This is a genomic window from Pseudomonas sp. CROZ-RG-20F-R04-15, from assembly GCF_022662375.1.
Classification (GTDB): Bacteria; Pseudomonadota; Gammaproteobacteria; order Pseudomonadales; family Pseudomonadaceae; genus Aquipseudomonas.
This window is the reverse complement of sequence record NZ_JAKNQL010000002.1, coordinates 261,683-278,781: the sequence shown is the minus strand read 5'-3', so window position 1 is coordinate 278,781 and position 17,099 is coordinate 261,683. Positions and strand designations below refer to the sequence as shown.

At 59.0% G+C, this 17,099-nt stretch carries 22 protein-coding genes; 9 read left to right on the top strand and 13 right to left on the bottom strand.

What is annotated here, in order from left to right; translation table 11 throughout:
- Nucleotides 1-96 precede the first annotated feature (96 nt).
- Together L8H52_RS05660 and L8H52_RS05655 are read right to left on the bottom strand one after the other, a co-directional pair.
- The gene (locus L8H52_RS05660) at nucleotides 97-1,323 is read right to left on the bottom strand and encodes a winged helix-turn-helix domain-containing protein (protein WP_242205669.1); all 1,227 of its coding nucleotides are present in this window, start codon (nucleotides 1,321-1,323) and stop codon (nucleotides 97-99) included.
- Between the two features lie 79 nt (nucleotides 1,324-1,402).
- Entirely contained in the window at nucleotides 1,403-1,618 is a 216-nt protein-coding gene (locus L8H52_RS05655) for a DUF1127 domain-containing protein (RefSeq protein ID WP_242205671.1), read from the bottom strand.
- A gap of 97 nt (nucleotides 1,619-1,715) precedes the next feature.
- On the opposite strand from L8H52_RS05655, the gene L8H52_RS05650 reads away from it, so the two are divergent.
- Nucleotides 1,716-2,570 (top strand): LysR substrate-binding domain-containing protein, encoded by an 855-nt coding sequence (locus L8H52_RS05650; protein WP_007908606.1) that lies wholly within the window; start codon nucleotides 1,716-1,718, stop codon nucleotides 2,568-2,570.
- Here L8H52_RS05650 and L8H52_RS05645 read toward each other — a convergent pair.
- Entirely contained in the window at nucleotides 2,560-3,309 is a 750-nt protein-coding gene (locus tag L8H52_RS05645) for a sulfite exporter TauE/SafE family protein (RefSeq protein ID WP_175553567.1), read from the bottom strand. The two genes, L8H52_RS05650 and L8H52_RS05645, sit on opposite strands and share 11 nt — an antisense overlap.
- Before the next feature lie 109 nt (nucleotides 3,310-3,418).
- Here L8H52_RS05645 and L8H52_RS05640 point away from each other — a divergent pair, with 109 nt between their 5' ends.
- From L8H52_RS05640 to L8H52_RS05630, 3 genes are all read left to right on the top strand, one after another.
- Nucleotides 3,419-4,375, top strand: coding sequence for a LysR family transcriptional regulator (locus tag L8H52_RS05640; RefSeq protein ID WP_242205673.1), 957 nt, complete (start codon nucleotides 3,419-3,421; stop codon nucleotides 4,373-4,375).
- Nucleotides 4,376-4,448: 73 nt separating this feature from the next.
- Nucleotides 4,449-4,904, top strand: a complete 456-nt coding sequence (locus L8H52_RS05635; protein ID WP_242205676.1) for a MarR family transcriptional regulator — start codon at nucleotides 4,449-4,451, stop codon at nucleotides 4,902-4,904.
- 327 nt (nucleotides 4,905-5,231) lie between these two features.
- Nucleotides 5,232-5,651 (top strand): organic hydroperoxide resistance protein, encoded by a 420-nt coding sequence (locus tag L8H52_RS05630; RefSeq protein ID WP_242205677.1) that lies wholly within the window; start codon nucleotides 5,232-5,234, stop codon nucleotides 5,649-5,651.
- Between the two features lie 189 nt (nucleotides 5,652-5,840).
- Here the strand turns inward: L8H52_RS05630 and L8H52_RS05625 are convergent, their stop codons facing one another.
- Together L8H52_RS05625 and earP are read right to left on the bottom strand one after the other, a co-directional pair.
- A complete protein-coding gene (locus tag L8H52_RS05625) occupies nucleotides 5,841-6,410 on the bottom strand; it encodes an elongation factor P (RefSeq protein WP_007908599.1) in 570 nt (189 codons plus the stop codon).
- 48 nt (nucleotides 6,411-6,458) lie between these two features.
- On the bottom strand, nucleotides 6,459-7,601 hold the full coding sequence (gene earP, locus L8H52_RS05620) for an elongation factor P maturation arginine rhamnosyltransferase EarP (protein ID WP_242205679.1): 1,143 nt from the start codon (nucleotides 7,599-7,601) through the stop codon (nucleotides 6,459-6,461).
- A 124-nt stretch (nucleotides 7,602-7,725) separates the two neighbouring features.
- On the opposite strand from earP, the gene L8H52_RS05615 reads away from it, so the two are divergent.
- Both L8H52_RS05615 and L8H52_RS05610 read left to right on the top strand, forming a co-directional pair.
- Entirely contained in the window at nucleotides 7,726-8,136 is a 411-nt protein-coding gene (locus L8H52_RS05615; RefSeq protein WP_242205681.1) for a hypothetical protein, read from the top strand.
- A gap of 2 nt (nucleotides 8,137-8,138) precedes the next feature.
- Complete coding sequence (locus L8H52_RS05610; protein ID WP_137217767.1) at nucleotides 8,139-8,621, top strand: GreA/GreB family elongation factor; 483 nt, start codon at nucleotides 8,139-8,141, stop codon at nucleotides 8,619-8,621.
- Between the two features lie 9 nt (nucleotides 8,622-8,630).
- On the opposite strand, the gene cysB is transcribed toward L8H52_RS05610, so the two are convergent.
- The 5 genes from cysB to L8H52_RS05585 all read right to left on the bottom strand — a co-directional run bounded on the left by cysB (nucleotide 8,631) and on the right by L8H52_RS05585 (nucleotide 12,603).
- Complete coding sequence (gene cysB, locus L8H52_RS05605; protein WP_003183769.1) at nucleotides 8,631-9,605, bottom strand: HTH-type transcriptional regulator CysB; 975 nt, start codon at nucleotides 9,603-9,605, stop codon at nucleotides 8,631-8,633.
- A gap of 113 nt (nucleotides 9,606-9,718) precedes the next feature.
- Nucleotides 9,719-10,222: a universal stress protein gene (locus L8H52_RS05600; RefSeq protein WP_242205683.1), complete on the bottom strand. Its 504-nt coding sequence runs from the start codon at nucleotides 10,220-10,222 to the stop codon at nucleotides 9,719-9,721.
- Between the two features lie 98 nt (nucleotides 10,223-10,320).
- The gene (locus L8H52_RS05595; protein WP_007908587.1) at nucleotides 10,321-11,226 is read right to left on the bottom strand and encodes a 5'-nucleotidase; all 906 of its coding nucleotides are present in this window, start codon (nucleotides 11,224-11,226) and stop codon (nucleotides 10,321-10,323) included.
- Between the two features lie 22 nt (nucleotides 11,227-11,248).
- Nucleotides 11,249-12,220, bottom strand: coding sequence for a putative 2-dehydropantoate 2-reductase (locus L8H52_RS05590; RefSeq protein WP_242205685.1), 972 nt, complete (start codon nucleotides 12,218-12,220; stop codon nucleotides 11,249-11,251).
- Nucleotides 12,217-12,603 carry a thioredoxin family protein gene (locus tag L8H52_RS05585; RefSeq protein WP_242205688.1) on the bottom strand — a complete coding sequence of 129 codons (387 nt, stop codon included), beginning with the start codon at nucleotides 12,601-12,603 and terminating at the stop codon, nucleotides 12,217-12,219. The genes L8H52_RS05590 and L8H52_RS05585 overlap by 4 nt, the downstream gene beginning before the upstream one ends.
- Between L8H52_RS05585 and L8H52_RS05580 the strand changes: the two genes are divergently transcribed.
- Together L8H52_RS05580 and L8H52_RS05575 are read left to right on the top strand one after the other, a co-directional pair.
- The gene (locus L8H52_RS05580) at nucleotides 12,602-13,045 is read left to right on the top strand and encodes a PilZ domain-containing protein (protein ID WP_034155250.1); all 444 of its coding nucleotides are present in this window, start codon (nucleotides 12,602-12,604) and stop codon (nucleotides 13,043-13,045) included. The genes L8H52_RS05585 and L8H52_RS05580 overlap by 2 nt on opposite strands.
- A gap of 143 nt (nucleotides 13,046-13,188) precedes the next feature.
- On the top strand, nucleotides 13,189-14,265 hold the full coding sequence (locus L8H52_RS05575; RefSeq protein ID WP_242205690.1) for a 3-deoxy-7-phosphoheptulonate synthase: 1,077 nt from the start codon (nucleotides 13,189-13,191) through the stop codon (nucleotides 14,263-14,265).
- Nucleotides 14,266-14,325: 60 nt separating this feature from the next.
- Here the strand turns inward: L8H52_RS05575 and L8H52_RS05570 are convergent, their stop codons facing one another.
- A complete protein-coding gene (locus L8H52_RS05570) occupies nucleotides 14,326-14,607 on the bottom strand; it encodes a GNAT family N-acetyltransferase (RefSeq protein WP_003226804.1) in 282 nt (93 codons plus the stop codon).
- A gap of 641 nt (nucleotides 14,608-15,248) precedes the next feature.
- On the opposite strand from L8H52_RS05570, the gene oprI reads away from it, so the two are divergent.
- Entirely contained in the window at nucleotides 15,249-15,500 is a 252-nt protein-coding gene (oprI, locus tag L8H52_RS05565; protein WP_003199355.1) for an outer membrane lipoprotei OprI, read from the top strand.
- Between the two features lie 126 nt (nucleotides 15,501-15,626).
- Here the strand turns inward: oprI and L8H52_RS05560 are convergent, their stop codons facing one another.
- Complete coding sequence (locus L8H52_RS05560) at nucleotides 15,627-16,598, bottom strand: L,D-transpeptidase family protein (RefSeq protein WP_127929247.1); 972 nt, start codon at nucleotides 16,596-16,598, stop codon at nucleotides 15,627-15,629.
- A 198-nt stretch (nucleotides 16,599-16,796) separates the two neighbouring features.
- Complete coding sequence (locus tag L8H52_RS05555; protein ID WP_007908575.1) at nucleotides 16,797-17,090, bottom strand: hypothetical protein; 294 nt, start codon at nucleotides 17,088-17,090, stop codon at nucleotides 16,797-16,799.
- Nucleotides 17,091-17,099: the final 9 nt, after the last annotated feature.

The following is a 17,099-nucleotide window of genomic DNA, read 5'->3' as shown; positions in this document are numbered from 1 at the left end:
CGCGTCGCCTCTTTCGCGAGCAGGCTCGCTCCCACACTGGATTTGTGTCGTATACGCAACCCATGTGGGAGCGAGCCTGCTCGCGAAGGCGTCCGCTCAGACGCCCTCGATTTTCGCCAATGCCACCCGCAACCGCGTCGCACTCTCGCGCTGACAATTCAACTGCACCCGCGCCAGCCCCAACCAATCCGCCATCTGCCGCAAGTTCAGCGCCAGCACCAACATCCCCTCCTCATCCAGCCCCGGTTCTTCCTCGTGCACCGCATGCACCGCCAACTGCCCTGCCGCCCGCTCGGCACGCAGATCAACCCGCGCGGCAATCCGCTCGTTGTGCAGAAACGGCAACACGTAATAGCCGTAGACCCGCTTGTCCTGCGGCGTATAAATCTCCAGCCGATAGCGAAAATCGAACAAGCGCTCAGTCCGGCTGCGTTCCCAGATCAATGAATCGAAGGGCGACAACAACGCACTGGCCGCCACCTTGCGTGGGACTTTCGGCTCCGGCAGGCAATAGGCGATTTGCCGCCAACCGGCGACTTCGCACATTTGCAGCTGCCCTGCTTCGACCAGTTCTGCGAGACGCGGACGCGCATCCGCCGGGTTCAGGCGAAAGTAATCACGCAGGTCTTTTTCAGTGCCGACGCCCAGTGCCTGTACCGCATGCAACAACAGCCCGCGCTGCGCTTCGGCTTCATCAGGCAACGCTTGTTGCAGGATCGCCGAAGGAATTACCCGTTCCGGCAAATCGTACAAACGCTCAAAACCACGACGCCCCGCCACCGTGACTTCACCGGCGGCGAACAACCACTCCAGCGCATGCTTTTCCGCGCTCCAGTCCCACCATGGCCCGGCCTTGTCTTCGCGGGTCGACAGGCTGCCGGCGCCCAATGCGCCCTGCTCTTCAACCGAACTCAACACCCGGCGAACCACGTCCTGCTGCTCGCGACCGAACTTCGCCAGTTGCTGATAGATATCCTCGCCGCGCCTGGCGCGCTGCATGCGCCACGCCATCAGCGGATACATCGACAGTGGCAGCAACGACGCTTCATGCCCCCAGTATTCGAACAACGTGCGACGTCGCCCCGAACTCCAGGCAGCCTGGTCGAGCAAATCAGCAGAGTAGGCACCAAGACGGGAAAACAGCGGCAGGTAGTGCGAGCGCACCACGGCGTTGACGGAGTCGATTTGCAGCAGACCCAGCCGTTCGATCAGCCGGTTGACGTGAGCGGCTTTGACAGTCGGCGGCTGGCGCCCGTTGAACCCTTGGGCCGCCAGCGCCAGTCGTCGCGCCTGTTTGAGGGAAAAGGATACTGTTGCGGGCATGAGCATCTCCTTGTCTGCTCGCAACCTACCTCACTTGAAGTTGGTTTGTGTAGCGCTCTGCTCATCATTTATGCAGCGGTCATTTATGCATCGGGTCATCCCAGAACGGCCGCACGGCTTCGTGTTCAACGTCGGCACGACTGACCCCGATGTCTTTCAACGCTTCGTCACTCAGACTGGCGAGCAGTTCGCGTTCACGGTGCAGTTCGTACCAGCGGCTAAACTTGTGCAGCAGATCGGAAATAAGATGAACCGGCACGTTTTCATCATTTACATAAGCTTTTTGACCTTTCATCGCATCGCCCTCCTTGTGGGATGGCTCAAGTCTCTGCCCCGCGCTACGATCAATCCAACGAATGTTTCTGATGGCATGCATCACGGAGATTCATCAATTGTCGGCCTACCCCAGTATCGATACCGATGTCCTGCGCACCTTTGTCGCCATCGCTGATCAGGGCGGGTTTACCCGTGCCGGAGAAATGGTCAACCGCACGCAATCGGCAGTGAGCATGCAGATGAAGCGTCTGGAAGAAGACGTGTTGCAGCGCCAGTTGTTCGAGCGCGACGGCCGTCAGGTGCGCCTGACTGCTGAAGGCCAGGTACTGCTCGGTTACGCGCGGCGCATCCTCAAACTGCACAGTGAAGTGTTCAACACCCTGCGTGAGCCGCACATGGTCGGTACAGTGCGCATCGGTACGCCGGACGATTACGTCATGCGCTTTCTGCCGGGAATCCTGTCGCGGTTCGCGCAGTTCTATCCGCTGATCCAGATCGAAGTGCATTGCGAATCGACCAAACAGCTGTTGCAGCGCACCGACCTGGACTTGTCGATCGTCACCCGCGAGCCGGGCAACGAGATCGGCCAACTGCTGCGCAAGGAGCGTTTCGTCTGGGCCGAAGCGCAGAATTTCAGTGCCCACGAACAAACGCCGCTGCCGCTGGCGATGTTCAACAGTGATTGTTTCTGCCGCTTGTGGGCGTGCAATGCGCTGGATGCGATGGGCCGCGAATACCGCATCGCTTACAACAGCACCAGCCTCTCGGCGTTGATGGCCGTGGTGAGCGCGGGTCTGGCGATCACCGCGCAGCTGGAAAGCCTGATTACCCCGGACATGCGCATTCTCGGCGCCGCCGAAGATCTGCCGCTGTTGCCCGAGGCCAGCATCATGCTGATCCGCAACCTGAACAATCCGTCGCCGATCACCGAGTGCCTGGCCGAGCATATCGTCGAAGGTTTTAAACTTTAAACGCGAGCATCACCGCACACAGCACCAGAAAACCGCAAAACAGCCCACGCAGGAGTTTTTCCGGCATGGCGTGGGCGACTTTCACCCCCCAACTGATGCTCGCCAGACCGCCGATCGCCAGTGGCAGACCGATCATCCAGTCGACTTCGTGGTGTACCGCGTAAGTCACCAGAGTCACGCCGGTGCTCGGCAAGGCCAGCGCCAGCGACAAACCTTGAGCAACCACTTGCGTGGTGCCGAACAGGCTGGTCAGCACTGGCGTTGCCACCACCGCCCCGCCGACACCGAACAAACCACCCATGGTCCCGGACGCCGCGCCAAGCACGCCAAGCCATGGCCAGGAATAGCGCATTTCGGAAGTCGCAGCGGGTTGCTTGCCGAACATCTTCAACAGGTTGTAGGCCGAAAGCACCACCAGAAATGCGACAAAACCGATGCGCATGGTTTGCGCATCAATGCCCACCGCCCAGATCGAACCGATCCACGCAAAGCAGAAACCCATCACCGCCAAGGGCAGCGCATGCCGCAGCTCGATGCGATTGCGCTGGTGATATCGCCACAGCGCCAGCATCACGTTCGGCACCACCATGACCAGCGCCGTGCCTTGGGCGATCTGCTGATCAAGGCCAAACCACACGCCGAGCAACGGAATGGCGATCAAGCCGCCACCAATGCCGAAGATGCCGCCCAGTGTGCCAAGGGCGGCGCCGAACAACAGGTACAACAAAAACTCCATCACAGCCGAATTCCTCTCACGTCAGGAGAATCATCCTACGCAGTCACGGCTGGCGGGGAAACGCACAGCAACGCACAATGGCTATGCCGATTTCGCACAGGCGTTTGCTAACATGAATCCCAATCAATTGACCGATCAACTCGGGCTGTTTCTCGATGTACTGGAGAGTGGCAGTTTTTCCGCCGCTTCGCGTCGTCATCCACTGACACCTTCGGCCGTCGCCCGACGTATCGACAGCCTGGAAAGCGCCGTTGGCAGCCAGTTGTTTGTCCGCAGCACTCACGCTGTGCGCGCAACGCCAGCGGGTCTGGCGTTTGCCGAACGCGCGCGACGGATTGTTGCCGAGTTGCAACTGGCCCGCGCGGAAGCGGTGTCACTGAGCAGTGCGCCCGAGGGCTTGATCCGCATCGATGCGCCGGCCGCTTTCGGGCGCCGGCATCTGGCCCCCGTGATCGCTGACTTTCTCGTTCTGTATCCGGGCCTGGATGTGCAACTGCACCTGATCGACAGCTTCGTCGACATGGGCGGCTCGAACCTGGGCAAAGTCGATCTGGTGCTGCGCGCCGGACAAATGGCTGACACTCGATTGGTGGCCACACCCTTGGCGAGCATGGTGCGCATTGCCTGCGCCAGTCCTGACTACCTCAAGCGCCGTGGTGTGCCTGGCAGTCCGGGGCAACTGAGCGAGCATGACGGCCTCGACTGGGACGGCCTCGCACCGCCCTTCGCCTGGCGCTTCGAGCAGGACGGCCAGATGCAATTGCACCGCCCGGCGCGCATCCGCATGAGCGCCAACAATGCCGAGGCGCTGGTCTGCGGTGCCTTGGCTGGCTTGGGCATCGCGCATCTGCCGACGTGGCTGGCCAGCGAATACCTGCTGCGCGGCGAACTGCTGCCGTTGTTCTGCGAAAACGGCCTGCCAAGTCCGGAGTCCACCGGCATTTACGCGTTGCGCATGGAACAGCAAACCCATTCGCGCAGCCGCTTGTTGCTCGAATATCTCAAGACCCGCTTCAGTCCGGTGCCGCCATGGGATCTGGCGCTACAGCGAGATCTGGGCCGGCACTAGCACTGGAGAATTATCTGGCGCATTAAAGATTCGAGCGCTAGATTCATGTCCATTACCGAACAAGGCTTTTGACATGACTTCCGAACGCGACATCTGCGACGACCTGCTGCTGGATAACCAGGCGTGCTTCGCCCTGCATTCCACTTCACTGATGATGACCAAGGTCTACAAACCATTGCTGCAAGCCTTGAATCTGACCTATCCGCAGTACCTGGCGATGATGGTGTTGTGGGAGAAGGACGGTTTGACCGTCGGAGAAATCAGCTCGCGGTTGCTGACCGATCCCGGCTCGCTGACTCCGCTGCTCAAACGCCTCGAAGGCGAAGGGTTGCTCAGCCGCACACGCAGTCGTGAGGATGAGCGGGTGGTGATTGTTGAACTGACCGAACAAGGCCGCGCGTTGAAAGAAAAAGCCCAGACGGTCCCGCAATGCATCCTCGGCGCCAGTGGCTTTTCTCTGGAACGTCTGCAGAGACTGCAATCAGAGTTGCAGGCGCTGCGTAGCCATTTGCAGAACAGCCTGAGTTAAAGCCAATACTGTCCCCCTGTGGGAGCGAGCCTGCTCGCGAATGCGGTCTGTCAGCCGACTGACTTGTTGCATGAGAGATCCTATTCGCGAGCAGGCTCGCTCCCACATTGATTTCATCGCCAGCAAAATATTTTCAACACCTGCCTCCCGCGCAATCCGCTCTAAATCAAGCCTTACAGCCCGCCTCCAATAAACATCTCTTCGCCGAAACGCAGATTTCTCAAAAATTTATCTTGCGCGCTAAATATTCGCGCGATACATTCATTTCGTACTTACTTAGCGCGCAAGCAATTAGCGCACAAAAACACAACCGATGAGGCTCACACCATGCAAACTCTCTACACCGCAATCGCAACCTCCACTGGCGGCCGTGACGGTCGTGCGATCTCCAGCGACAACGTCCTCGACGTCAAACTCGCCACTCCGAAAGAGCTCGGCGGTGCCGGTGGTGCGGCGACCAACCCGGAGCAACTGTTCGCGGCCGGCTACTCGGCGTGCTTCATCGGCGCACTGAAATTCGTCGCCAGCCAGACCAAACGCAAAATCCCTGACGACGCTTCGATCACCGCCCACGTCGGTATCGGCCAGATCCCCGGCGGTTTCGGTCTGGACATCGACCTGCACATCAGCCTGCCTGGCCTGGACCAAGCCGACGCGCAAGCGCTGGTCGACGCCGCTCACCAGGTCTGCCCGTACTCCAACGCCACCCGTGGCAACGTCGATGTGCGTCTGCACACCACCGTCTGAAACCACACACAAATCCCCTGTGGGAGCGAGCCTGCTCGCGAAAGCGTCCAGTCAGACAACACTTCATTGGATGACACGGCGCATTCGCGAGCAGGCTCACTCCTACAGGGTCTGCGGCGTGACACAAATCGCAGGCACAAAAAAGCCCGACGCAATGGTCGGGCTTCTTCTTTCCGCAAAAAGCAGTGCTTATTTGGCACGGCCTTTGTAGGAACCGCCTTCGCGGGTGTCGATTTCGATCTTGTCACCGATTTCGATGAAGTCAGCAACTTGCAGCTCAGTACCGTTGGCCAGCTTGGCTGGCTTCATGACTTTGCCGGAAGTGTCGCCACGAGCCGAACCTTCGGTGTAGTCAACTACGCGCACGATGGTGGTCGGCAGCTCTACGGAAACCAGACGCTCTTCGAAGAAGATCGCTTCGCAAACATCGGTCATGCCTTCTTCAACGAAAGGCAGAACGGCTTCGATGTCTTCAGCGTTCAGCTCGTACATGGTGTAGTCAGTGGTGTCCATGAACGTGTAGGTGTCGCCGCTGATGAAGGACAGGGTCGCTTCTTTGCGGTCGAGGATTACGTCGTCCAGTTTGTCGTCAGCGCTGTAAACGATCTCGGTCTTGTAACCGGTCAGCAGGTTTTTCAGCTTGGTCTTCATGATCGCGCTGTTACGGCCCGATTTGGTGAATTCAGCTTTCTGAACCAGCCAAGGATCGTTTTCGAGACGGATCACGGTACCGGGTTTCAGTTCTTTACCAGTTTTCATTGCGAATATCCGAATTTGGATGGGATTTACAAAAATCTAGGCCGCGTATCATATCCAATTTAGGTAAAACTGTACCAGCGCTGCGGCAAGATCGGCCTGCAAGCCTTGTTCCAGACACCACGCTTCGGCATTTTCCTGCAGTTCTGGCCAATGATTACGGGCCGCGAGCCAGTGTTCGCCAATGGGTTGACCGGCACTCCAGGCCCGCCAGAGACCGTTCATCGCCTCGGCAGCAGCCGGCGACAGGCTTTTCGTGTAGAGCGCAAGGAAGGCGTCGAGCTTGTCCAGATGGATGTCTTCGTCCTGCTGATAGATGTGCCACAGCATCGGCCGCCCCGCCCATTGCGCGCGAACGAACGAGTCTTCACCGCGCACGGCATTGAAGTCACAGCACCAGAGCAAGTGGTCGTATTGATCCTGACGGACAAACGGCAATACCTGCACGGTCAGCGACTGGCGCACCTGTATCGCGCCGACCGCCAGGGTTTCCACGCCGAGCCAGCGTGCGACATCGCCAAGAATCCGCCCTTCCGGCACCAGCAGATGGGTCGGCGCTGCATCGGCCGCCAGCACATCAAGCCAACTCGCCAGCCCGGCATTCTCGTAGGCAAACAGCGAAATCAGCTGCGCATCCGCTGCACGATCGACCCCCAAACCTTGCAGAAAACGCTGCTGAGCCTCGGCATCCTGCTGAAACTGCCGACGCTGCTCGAGCAATCCGCGCTCACGCAACAGCCCGCCAGTGCCCGGCTGAAAGCCTGGAAAGAAGAAGATTTTCTGCACGTTTTTGTATTTGACCGACGGCAACCCGTGACAGCCAATCACCCAGTCTTCAGCGCTGAGATAGTCGAGGTTCATCCACAGCGGCGGCCGTTCGCGCGCGGCCATCGCCTCCATATAATCTGTGGGCAACTGACAGGCAAACGCGGCGATCACCACATCGGCGGCGTCGGTGTGCGACCACTCGACCGGCCAGTGGCGCACCTCGACACCCTGCTGGCATTGCTGTGCCGCGCTGATATCGATCTCGGGGCAGATACGCTCGAATGCGCGTAGATCATCGACCCACAGGCGCACCGCCAGACCCTGTTCGGCCGCCAGTTGCCGGGCCAGACGCCAGGTCACACCGATGTCACCAAAGTTGTCGACGACGGTGCAGAAAATATCCCAGCGGGTTTTCAATTGCGGCATTCAAGACTCCCGTTGGCAAAAACGTCGATTGTCCGCATAAATGACCTCGCGCAGAAGAGCCGACGGCGATTAATCTTCGTGCGACAATCGCCACTTGCCCGCAATCATCCGCCAGGAGGCAGCCATGCCCTATCGCCCAAACCCGCGCCGCCCGTTGCCTGTACAGCTTAGCGCGCTGCATCTGACCGGCAGCATTGCTCTGGGCATGTGGCTGGGCTTTCTCGCCATTGCGCTGACCTGCTGGCTGCTCTCGCATTTCCTGTTCAAGGAACAACTGGCATCGGTTGCCCAAGCGGTGCAGCAACTGGCCAATCCGCCGGCGGCTGTTCAGGTCCAGCCGGATATTCCACCGCAGAGCCCATTGTTCCAGCAATACGAAGAAAACCTGCGCAAGAACGAGCAGCAGGCACGGCTGGACCAGGCGCGTGGCAGCACGCGTAATCTGTCGAATCCGAAGTGTCAGTTCTGGCTGCAACAGGATCAAACCGCGCCGAGCGAAAAGAGCCGCGCCAACGTTCTGCAATTCTGCGATTGATCATGAACAAACACACGGTTCACCAACTGATTCTCGACAAATTGCGCGTCGATCTCGACATCGCCGAACGCGCTGCGCAAACCGCTTACGAAACCGCGACCCACGAGGAAAACATCGCCGAAAACAAGTACGACACGCTGGGTCTGGAAGCGTCGTATCTGGCAGCGGGTCAGGCAAAAAGGGTCGAGGAAATCCGTCAGTCACTGGCGCTGTGCCAGAACCTGACGCTGCGGGCCTATGACGAGAATCGCGGTATCGAGGTCGGCGCCCTGCTCGGTCTGGAGGACGAAAAGGGTCGCGAACAATGGCTGTTTCTGGCGCCGGATGCGGCAGGTCTGAAAGTCGATGTGGTCGGTCAGCCGATTACCGTCATCACCCCGCGCTCACCGCTGGGCAAAGGTCTGCTGGGCAAGTGCGAAGGCGATGAGGTGGAGATTCTGGTGGCGGGCACCCGGCAACAGTTCGCTGTCACCGAGGTGCTCTGAAACAACTGATCAGTGAACCGGCAGTTCGACGCCGTCGAACAGTTCTTCCAGTTCCTGCTTGTTGTGGCATTGAATGGCTTTGGCCATGACTTCGCGGGTCAGGTGCGGGGCGAACTTCTCGATGAAGTCGCACATGAAACCACGCAGGAAGGTGCCGCGACGGAAACCGATCTTGGTCACGCTCGACTCGAACAGTTCGCTGGCATCCAGCACCACCAGATCGTTGTCGAGTTTGGTGTCGACCGCCATTTTAGCGACGATACCCACGCCCAGACCCAGACGCACATAGGTTTTGATCACGTCGGCGTCGGCGGCGGTGAACACCACTTTCGGCGTCAGGCCACGATGGCTGAAAGCTTCGTCGAGTTTCGAACGGCCGGTGAAACCGAACACGTAAGTCACGATCGGGTATTCGGCCAAGGCTTCGAGGGTCAGCTTCGGCAGCTTGGTCAGCGGGTGGCCCTGCGGCACGACCACGCAGCGGTTCCAGCGGTAGCACGGCATCATCACCAGATCGCCGAACAGTTCCAGCGCTTCGGTGGCAATGGCGAAATCGACGGTGCCGTCAGCGGCCATTTCGGCGATCTGCATCGGCGAACCCTGATGCATGTGCAGCGCCACGTCCGGGTATTGCTTGATGAAATTGCTGATCACCGGTGGCAGCGCATAACGTGCCTGGGTGTGCGTGGTGGCGATCGACAGGGTGCCTTTTTTCTCGTTGGAAAATTCCTGGGCGATCTGCTTGATGCTTTCGACCTTGCGCAGAATCTCACCGGCAGTGGTGATGATGCGCTCGCCGGCCGGGGTCACGCGTGTCAGGTGCTTGCCGCTGCGGGCGAACACTTCGACGCCGAGTTCGTCTTCCAGCAGGCGGATTTGTTTACTGATGCCCGGTTGCGAGGTGTAAAGGCTTTGGGCTGTAGCGGAAACGTTGAGGTCGTGGTGCGCCACTTCCCAGATGTAGCGCAATTGTTGAAGCTTCATATGAATCCCTCAAAGCAGGTAGACGCCACGGGCATCAGCGACGGTATATAACTATATTAATGGTTTGAATAATAAATCTAGAACTTTTTTATCAAAGCGCCATTATTCCTGCCTTAGCGATCCTCCCGCCGCCGACGCTCCACCAACGGCACCAGATAAACCGGCACTTTGGCCAGTTGCAGGACTCGCGTCGCCGTGCGCCCCAACGGCGTTTCCGCGCCCACCCCGTGGCTGTGGCTGCCGACGATCAGCAGATCGACAGAAAGCTTCTGCACCTGGTCGAGAATCACCTGCGACGGATCACCCTGCAGCACACGCACGGCGCGGATGCGCTGCAGATCCTGCTCGCCTTCATCGCCGAGTTCTTCGCGAAAGCTTTCCAGCACCCGCTGCTCGATATTGGCAATGACAGTTTTCAGACCCTGGCTGTGAAATTCGTTCAATGCCTGTTCGTCGAGGTAACTCTGCAACACCGATTCGGCAAACAGCCCCATCGGCTCCACCGCGTGCACCACGTACAGATCGGCATTGAACGTCCGCGCCAGCGCCAGGGCATGCTGCATCACTAACGGTGCGTACAGACCGAGGTCAGTGGCATACAGCATCGAACGAATCATATGACCTCCTCGCGTGCCAACATGGCGGAGATTTGATTCAGCTTAGCAGTGCCTTGGCGAGTACGACGTGCGACGCAACGTCTTGAAGCACGTAGGCTTTAGACCGACGGTTCGTTGCTGATTCCGTGAGGGACATGGCCGGTGGCAACCACCTCGCGGGCGAGTTCGCAGTGGCCGGCCTGATCGTCGAAAAACACGTCGGCAGCGAAGGCTTCAAGGAACGCCGATTTGGTCAGGCCGCCGAGGAACAGCGATTCGTCGAGACGAATATCCCACTCGCGCAAGGTGCGGATCACCCGCTCATGGGCCGGCGCCGAACGCGCGGTGACCAATGCCGTGCGGATCGGGCAATCATCATCGGGAAACTCGCGCTGCAACAGATTGAGCGCCGCCAGAAAACCTTTGAACGGCCCACCGCGCAAAGGCTCACGAGCTGCTTCGCGCTCTTTGGCCTGAAATGCTTCCAGCCCGCCCGACTGATAAACGCGCTCCGACTCGTCGGAAAAAATCACCGCGTCACCGTCGAAAGCAATGCGCAATTCGTCGCTGGCCGCGCGGCTGGCGCCTCCGGACAGGATTGTCGCCGCAGCGAAGCCGGCATCCAGCGCCGCGCGCACGTCTTCAGCATGGGTGGAAAGAAACAGATCGCAGCCGAACGCTTTCAGATACGGATAAGGACTGCGCCCGCCGACGAACGCCGCGCGGGAAATCGCCAGCCCATAATGATGAATCGAATTGAACACGCGCAATCCGGTGTCGGCACTATTGCGCGAGACCAGAATCACCTCGACCCGCGCACGGCCGAGGCGGCTGTTCAGGCTGAGGAGTTTTTCCACCAACGGGAAGGCATCGCCGGGCGCAAGAATTTCGTCTTCGTGCTCGATCTGATATTGCCGGTAGGCTTCGACGCCACTCGACAGGTAGACCTTGTGGCTCTCGCTCAGGTCGAACAAGGCGCGCGACGAAATCGCCAGCACCAGTTTGTCATCGATGTTCTTGGCCATGCCTTCCCCCAATTCGATCGGCTTAAACGTTGCGCCGGTCGATAAAACGTAAATTGCGATACAGCGCTTCGATGCGCGGCAGCTCACAGCCCGCCGCCTTCGCCGCGGCCAATGGCCGAGCGTAGATCGCCTCCAGCTCCAGCGGTCGCCTATGTAAAAAGTCGTGGTGCATGCTCGGCCAGTAGTCGGGCATTTTCTCGGTCATCATGAACAGATAATCGGCGTATCCCGGCGGCACGTCGTGGCCGCAGGCCTTGGCGCCCTGCACCACTTCGGCCATCAACGCCTGAATCAACGCGCGGCTGTCGGCATCGGCCATCAGCGGTGTGGTGCTCGCACCGAGCAACACCGAGAGTCCGTTGTAGGGAATATTCCAAACCAGTTTCTGCCAGCGCGCCTGCTGCAGATTGGGCATGGCCTGGGAGTCGAGACCGGCAGCGCGGAACAGACCGGAGCCTTCCTCGACAATTGCCATACGTGCGGCGTTATCGCTGGACGGGCCGCTGTGATAACCAACATTGACCGCGCCCAGAGCTTGATGGGTGACTTGTCCGGGGCCTTCGCGGTGGACGCAAATCAGGCACAAGCCGCCCAGCAAGTGCAAGGAATCAGGGAGCAGCTCACGCAAGCTGTCTTCGACGTCGAGACCGTTTTGCAGGACCAGCACTTTCGCGTCGGGTTTGGCCGCTTGAATGATGGAAGGCGCGAGACCTGCGTTGCTGGTGGTTTTCGCCCCGACCAACAGCCAGTCGCACTTAGGCATGTCTTCGGCAGCCGAATAGGCTTGCACCGGATTCAGCGTCAGCGGGCCATGCACCGCGCTGTTCACCTGTAATCCCCGCTCGGCCACCGCCGAGAACTCGCTGCGCAACAGGAAGTGCACATCGAAACCGGCACGCGCCAGCATCACCCCGTAAAAACCACCAATTGCACCGGTGCCGATAATCCCCACTTTCGGTTTATCAACGCCCGGTTTATTCACTGCCCCCATCATGGCAACTCCTCTGCAATTCGACCCAGTGCCTGCGCCAGCGCTGCGTTCAGCGCAGCGGCCGTCAGGCGCGTGTGCAATGCCCCAAAGAACTCGCCGTCGCGCACCGCAAACAGCGCCGGCAAATGAAAGACCTGATAGCGCTCCACCAACCCGCCGTTGTCGCCGGCATCGATCCAGCACAGGCGATCGATGGCCAGATCGAACCCCGGCAATACTTCCCGTGCATAACGGCAACTGGCGCAACCGACACTGGTGAAAATCACCAGCGAAACGCCGTTCATCGCCAGCAGCCGTTGGTCGGCGTCGAAATCGGTCAGTTCGGATTCGACCACTATACTGGGGGAAACAATGTCAAATGGCCGACACAGGGAGTCTGTGCTCATGGGACGTTTCATTCCTCATCCGGACGAGGTGCCGGTTGAATTAACCTTGCTCAAGCCTGAGTGTATTTCCAGGCAACAGCTGCACACTATCAGCCTCGGCGGCATCGCTTGCAATTACCACCGTGCCTGGCGCCATGGCACAGCGCTGCAAGTGCGCATGCCATCACTGAATGCCGACATCTGTTATCCGGGCTATGTGGCGTGGTGCCTGCGGCGCAAAAAAGGCTATCTGGTGGGCATCGCGTTTACCGATGAGCAGACGCTGTTCAGTGCGCGAATGGGTGAGCAAGTGTGTCAGATCGAGCGCTATTGCCGCATGCACGACACCCACGATGACCTGCAGGAAATTCAGGCGGTGGCCCTGCAATGGGTCGAGCAACACGCCGACGAGTTCTCTCATGACAGTGTGCGCAAGGCTTTCGCCCAGCCAGTGCTGGACTGACCGTCTTCTCCAAACAGTTACATGCCCATTGTCGAGCAGGCGCTTTACGCGCTAAGGTTCCGCTCCCCGACGCGCTTAAATCTGCTGTGCTCCGCCGCGCGGGGATCGCTGGCGGCCGGCACCCGTGACCTGACGAGTAAACGATGGCTGATTTACCGATCAACGACCTAAACGTCGCCTCTAACGAGACCCTGATCACTCCCGATCAGCTCAAGCGTGATATTCCTCTGAGCGACGCTGCCCTGCGCACCGTCACCAAGGGCCGCGAAGTCATTCGCAACATTCTTGATGGCACCGACCACCGTCTGTTCGTAGTGATCGGCCCGTGCTCGATCCACGACATCAAGGCTGCCCACGAATACGCCGATCGCCTCAAGGTGCTGGCTGCGGAGGTCTCCGACACTCTGTATCTGGTCATGCGCGTGTATTTCGAGAAGCCACGGACCACCGTCGGCTGGAAAGGCCTGATCAACGATCCGTACCTGGACGACTCGTTCAAGATCCAGGACGGTCTGCACATCGGTCGTCAGTTGCTGCTGGATCTGGCCGAAAAAGGCCTGCCGACCGCGACCGAAGCCCTCGACCCGATCTCCCCGCAGTATCTGCAGGACCTGATCAGCTGGTCGGCGATCGGCGCGCGCACCACCGAATCCCAGACTCACCGGGAAATGGCTTCCGGCCTGTCCTCGGCTGTCGGCTTCAAGAACGGCACCGACGGCGGCCTGACGGTGGCGATCAACGCCCTGCAATCGGTATCCAGCCCGCACCGCTTCCTCGGCATCAACCAGGAAGGTGGCGTGTCGATCGTCACCACCAAAGGCAACGCCTACGGTCACGTGGTGCTGCGCGGCGGCAACGGCAAGCCGAACTACGATTCGGTCAGCGTTGCCCTGTGCGAGCAGGCGCTGAACAAAGCGAAGATCAAGCCGAACATCATGGTCGATTGCAGCCACGCCAACTCCAACAAGGACCCGGCCCTGCAACCGCTGGTGATGGAGAACGTTGCCAACCAGATCCTCGAAGGCAACCAGTCGATCATCGGCCTGATGGTCGAGAGTCATTTGAACTGGGGTTGCCAGGCGATTCCCAAAGACCTCGCCGACCTGCAATACGGCGTGTCGATCACCGATGCCTGCATCGACTGGTCTGCCACCGAGAACACCCTGCGCAGCATGCACGCCAAGCTCAAGGATGTTCTGCCGAAACGCCAGCGCGACTGACAGGCGTTTTGCAGGCATAAAAAAACGCCGGGCATTGCCCGGCGTTTTTGTGTGTGCGGTTCAGATCTTGGCGGCGCGGCGCTGATGACGTTCCATGTAGCGCTCGACGTAGGAGCACGACGGAATCACCGTGTAGCCCATTTCTTCGGCGTACTGCAGCGCGCTTTCGGTCAGCGCTGCAGCAATGCCACGGCCACGCAGGGCGTTGGGCACGAACGTGCGATAGATATCCAGGGTCTGTTTCCCCAGATCCATATAGGTCAGGTAGGCACGATGACCGTCCACATTGGTCTCGAACTGATGACCAGCCTGGTCATGGTGGATGGACAACGCCTCGCTCATCACTACTCCTCGCGGGTCTTGGATTCTGACCCCTACCTTACCGATGTTTTTCCGGCGAAGGAACAACTACGCCACCCCGTGCCTGATGGACACCGAGAAGAACCACACCGATCTCGCGCAACCTGGCACCTGATAAATAGTAGGCACCATTGGCAAAAATGCTCAAGGTGCGCTCGTCATCAAGCGAGTTGGCGGGAGGGTAGCTCCAAGGGACGCAGAGGTGATTGGGAAGAAGATCTTCCCGTGCCACTCACCTGAACATTGCCGGATGTTGAGACTTAAGACGTGCAGCCTTTTTTAAAGTCACCTCAACATGGACAAAGATAAGCGAAGCAGCACGCAAAATCGGAACAAAAGTGTGGACGAATTCATCTAGAAAGACTTTAGCCAAGACCGCAAAAACAGCACGCCGTAACGGGAACTTTTTCTCAATAACTCGCTCTGCACGGGGCTTGCAGCTGGGTATTTTTTATACAGCGCAGTTAAAAGTTGCTCGAAAAAGAATCAGCGCCTACAATTTTTTTTGCTTCTTGCCTTACGTCAGTTTACTTACTACAACTAATGGGTAGTATGTACGCCGGCTATTTCCTCAATCGTGAGGAGACAGCCACTTAATTTGAAAGTCCTTGAAGGGGAACACGATGAACAACGTTCTGAAATTCTCTGCTCTGGCTCTGGCCGCAGTTCTGGCTACCGGTTGCAGCAGCGCATCGAAAGAAACCGAAGCACGTCTGACCGCTACTGAAGACGCAGCTGCTCGCTCCCAGGCTCGTGCAGACGAAGCTTACCGTAAAGCTGATGAAGCTCTGGCTGCTGCTCAAAAAGCACAACAGACTGCTGACGAAGCTAACGAGCGTGCTCTGCGCATGCTGGACAAAGCTAGCCGCAAGTAATAATCCCTCGGGATTGTTATCGAGCCGACCCGATTTATCGGGTCGGCTTTTTTATTGCCCATCGTTTTGTTCAGGCAATAAAAAACCCGCCGACGCTTCACGCATCGACGGGTTCCGGAGTACGACTTACTGCTGCAGGTCGATCGGTGTATTGGCAACAATCGGTGCCGAAGTATTCGGTGTACCGATTTCCGTTGGCAGGCCATCTTCGGCCGCGACCACATCCCGCACCACATCCCAGTTCACGCGCAGGTTGCTGGTGACATCTTCACGCTTGAGCATCGCGTTGATCACTGCGGTGTGCTTGTCGACCACCGACGGATTGCCCTTGTCGTCGATCGGCGTGTGCGCTTCCAGATAGACCTTGCCGCCACTGCTGCCGAACTTGTAGGCATCGTTGAGGATCCGCACCGACGTGCCGACCGGGACCATGCCGGCCATTTCCAGCACGTTGTTGTTGAACATGCGGAAGCAGCCGTGGCTGGTGCGCATGCCGATCCCGAACTTCTTGTTCGAACCGTGAATCAGGTAGCCCGGCGTGCCCAAAGTAAACTTGAACGGCCCCAGCGGATTGTCAGGGCCGGCCGGCACTACGTTTGGCAGCGGATCGCCATCAGCAGCGTGCTCAGCCTTGATCGACGCTGGAGGCGTCCAGGTCGGGTTTGGTGTCTTGGCGGTGATCGAGGTGTGCGCAATCGGCGAACCCCAACCCTCACGACCGATACCCAGCGGGAACGTGTAAACCACGTTGCGGCCTTTCGGGAAGTAGTAGAGGCGGTATTCGGCGAGGTTGATGACGATGCCTTCGCGCGGGCCCGGCGGCAGGATGAACCGCGTCGGCAGGACGATTTCGGTGCCGGCGCCCGGCAACCAGGCATCGACGCCCGGGTTGGCCGCGACCATCTCCGAGTAGCCCAGATCGTACTTCGTGCCCAGATCGGCGAAGGTGTCTTCGTACTTGGCTTTGATCACCTGGACCTGGCCGATGATGTCTTCACCGGGTGGAGGCAGGGGAAACTCCAATGCAGCAACGGGACCGGCCACACACAGGGCGGCAAGTGACAGGCAGCGGGTGACGGCAGGAAAGCGCGGCAACATCCGGAAAATCCTTCGCATGATCAACAAGGGTATAAGAGCGCGATTGTACACCGCACTTTGAATATTCGGGGAGATCACCCCTATGCAGGCGACAAGGTGTTCCAGGTGGGAGCGAGCTTGCTCGCGAAAGCGGTGGGTCAGTCGCCAAAAATGTTAACTGACATGGCCTCTTCGCGAGCAAGCTCGGCTCCCACAGAATCAGAGCTCGAAACGCAGCTCAGGCCAGATTGGCGAGGTGCCACGCTTTTGCGATTCCAGAATCGCCCGGCACAGCGAACACAGGCGCTGATCCTGAAACACCCGACGATCGACGCTCGACCAGCGCGGTTGCGCCGGCAACAGGCTGCCGCACAGGGTACGATCGGCCGAGCCACCGAGTTCGAGTTGACGGGTCACCAGATGTACCCGCACTTCCTGGCAGGCGAACAGATCCAGCTGCTCGTCAGGCTCGATCAGTTGGTAGGCAAACAGGGACCAGGCAGAACGCGACATCGGGGGCTC

Bases quoted from the DNA above. Each gene is read 5' to 3' on its own strand.
- L8H52_RS05635 (WP_242205676.1), top strand. From the start codon at position 4,449: ATGACTTCCGAACGCGACATCTGCGACGACCTGCTGCTGGATAACCAG.
- L8H52_RS05575 (WP_242205690.1), top strand. From the start codon at position 13,189: ATGGCTGATTTACCGATCAACGACCTAAACGTCGCCTCTAACGAGACC.
- L8H52_RS05625 (WP_007908599.1), bottom strand. From the start codon at position 6,410: ATGAAAACTGGTAAAGAACTGAAACCCGGTACCGTGATCCGTCTCGAA.
- L8H52_RS05580 (WP_034155250.1), top strand. From the start codon at position 12,602: ATGGGACGTTTCATTCCTCATCCGGACGAGGTGCCGGTTGAATTAACC.
- cysB (WP_003183769.1), bottom strand. From the start codon at position 9,605: ATGAAGCTTCAACAATTGCGCTACATCTGGGAAGTGGCGCACCACGAC.
- L8H52_RS05600 (WP_242205683.1), bottom strand. From the start codon at position 10,222: ATGATTCGTTCGATGCTGTATGCCACTGACCTCGGTCTGTACGCACCG.
- L8H52_RS05610 (WP_137217767.1), top strand. From the start codon at position 8,139: ATGAACAAACACACGGTTCACCAACTGATTCTCGACAAATTGCGCGTC.
- L8H52_RS05655 (WP_242205671.1), bottom strand. From the start codon at position 1,618: ATGAAAGGTCAAAAAGCTTATGTAAATGATGAAAACGTGCCGGTTCAT.
- L8H52_RS05630 (WP_242205677.1), top strand. From the start codon at position 5,232: ATGCAAACTCTCTACACCGCAATCGCAACCTCCACTGGCGGCCGTGAC.
- oprI (WP_003199355.1), top strand. From the start codon at position 15,249: ATGAACAACGTTCTGAAATTCTCTGCTCTGGCTCTGGCCGCAGTTCTG.
- L8H52_RS05640 (WP_242205673.1), top strand. From the start codon at position 3,419: ATGAATCCCAATCAATTGACCGATCAACTCGGGCTGTTTCTCGATGTA.
- L8H52_RS05590 (WP_242205685.1), bottom strand. From the start codon at position 12,220: ATGATGGGGGCAGTGAATAAACCGGGCGTTGATAAACCGAAAGTGGGG.
- L8H52_RS05585 (WP_242205688.1), bottom strand. From the start codon at position 12,603: ATGAGCACAGACTCCCTGTGTCGGCCATTTGACATTGTTTCCCCCAGT.
- L8H52_RS05595 (WP_007908587.1), bottom strand. From the start codon at position 11,226: ATGGCCAAGAACATCGATGACAAACTGGTGCTGGCGATTTCGTCGCGC.
- L8H52_RS05615 (WP_242205681.1), top strand. From the start codon at position 7,726: ATGCCCTATCGCCCAAACCCGCGCCGCCCGTTGCCTGTACAGCTTAGC.
- L8H52_RS05660 (WP_242205669.1), bottom strand. From the start codon at position 1,323: ATGCCCGCAACAGTATCCTTTTCCCTCAAACAGGCGCGACGACTGGCG.
- L8H52_RS05570 (WP_003226804.1), bottom strand. From the start codon at position 14,607: ATGAGCGAGGCGTTGTCCATCCACCATGACCAGGCTGGTCATCAGTTC.
- L8H52_RS05560 (WP_127929247.1), bottom strand. From the start codon at position 16,598: ATGTTGCCGCGCTTTCCTGCCGTCACCCGCTGCCTGTCACTTGCCGCC.
- L8H52_RS05555 (WP_007908575.1), bottom strand. From the start codon at position 17,090: ATGTCGCGTTCTGCCTGGTCCCTGTTTGCCTACCAACTGATCGAGCCT.
- earP (WP_242205679.1), bottom strand. From the start codon at position 7,601: ATGCCGCAATTGAAAACCCGCTGGGATATTTTCTGCACCGTCGTCGAC.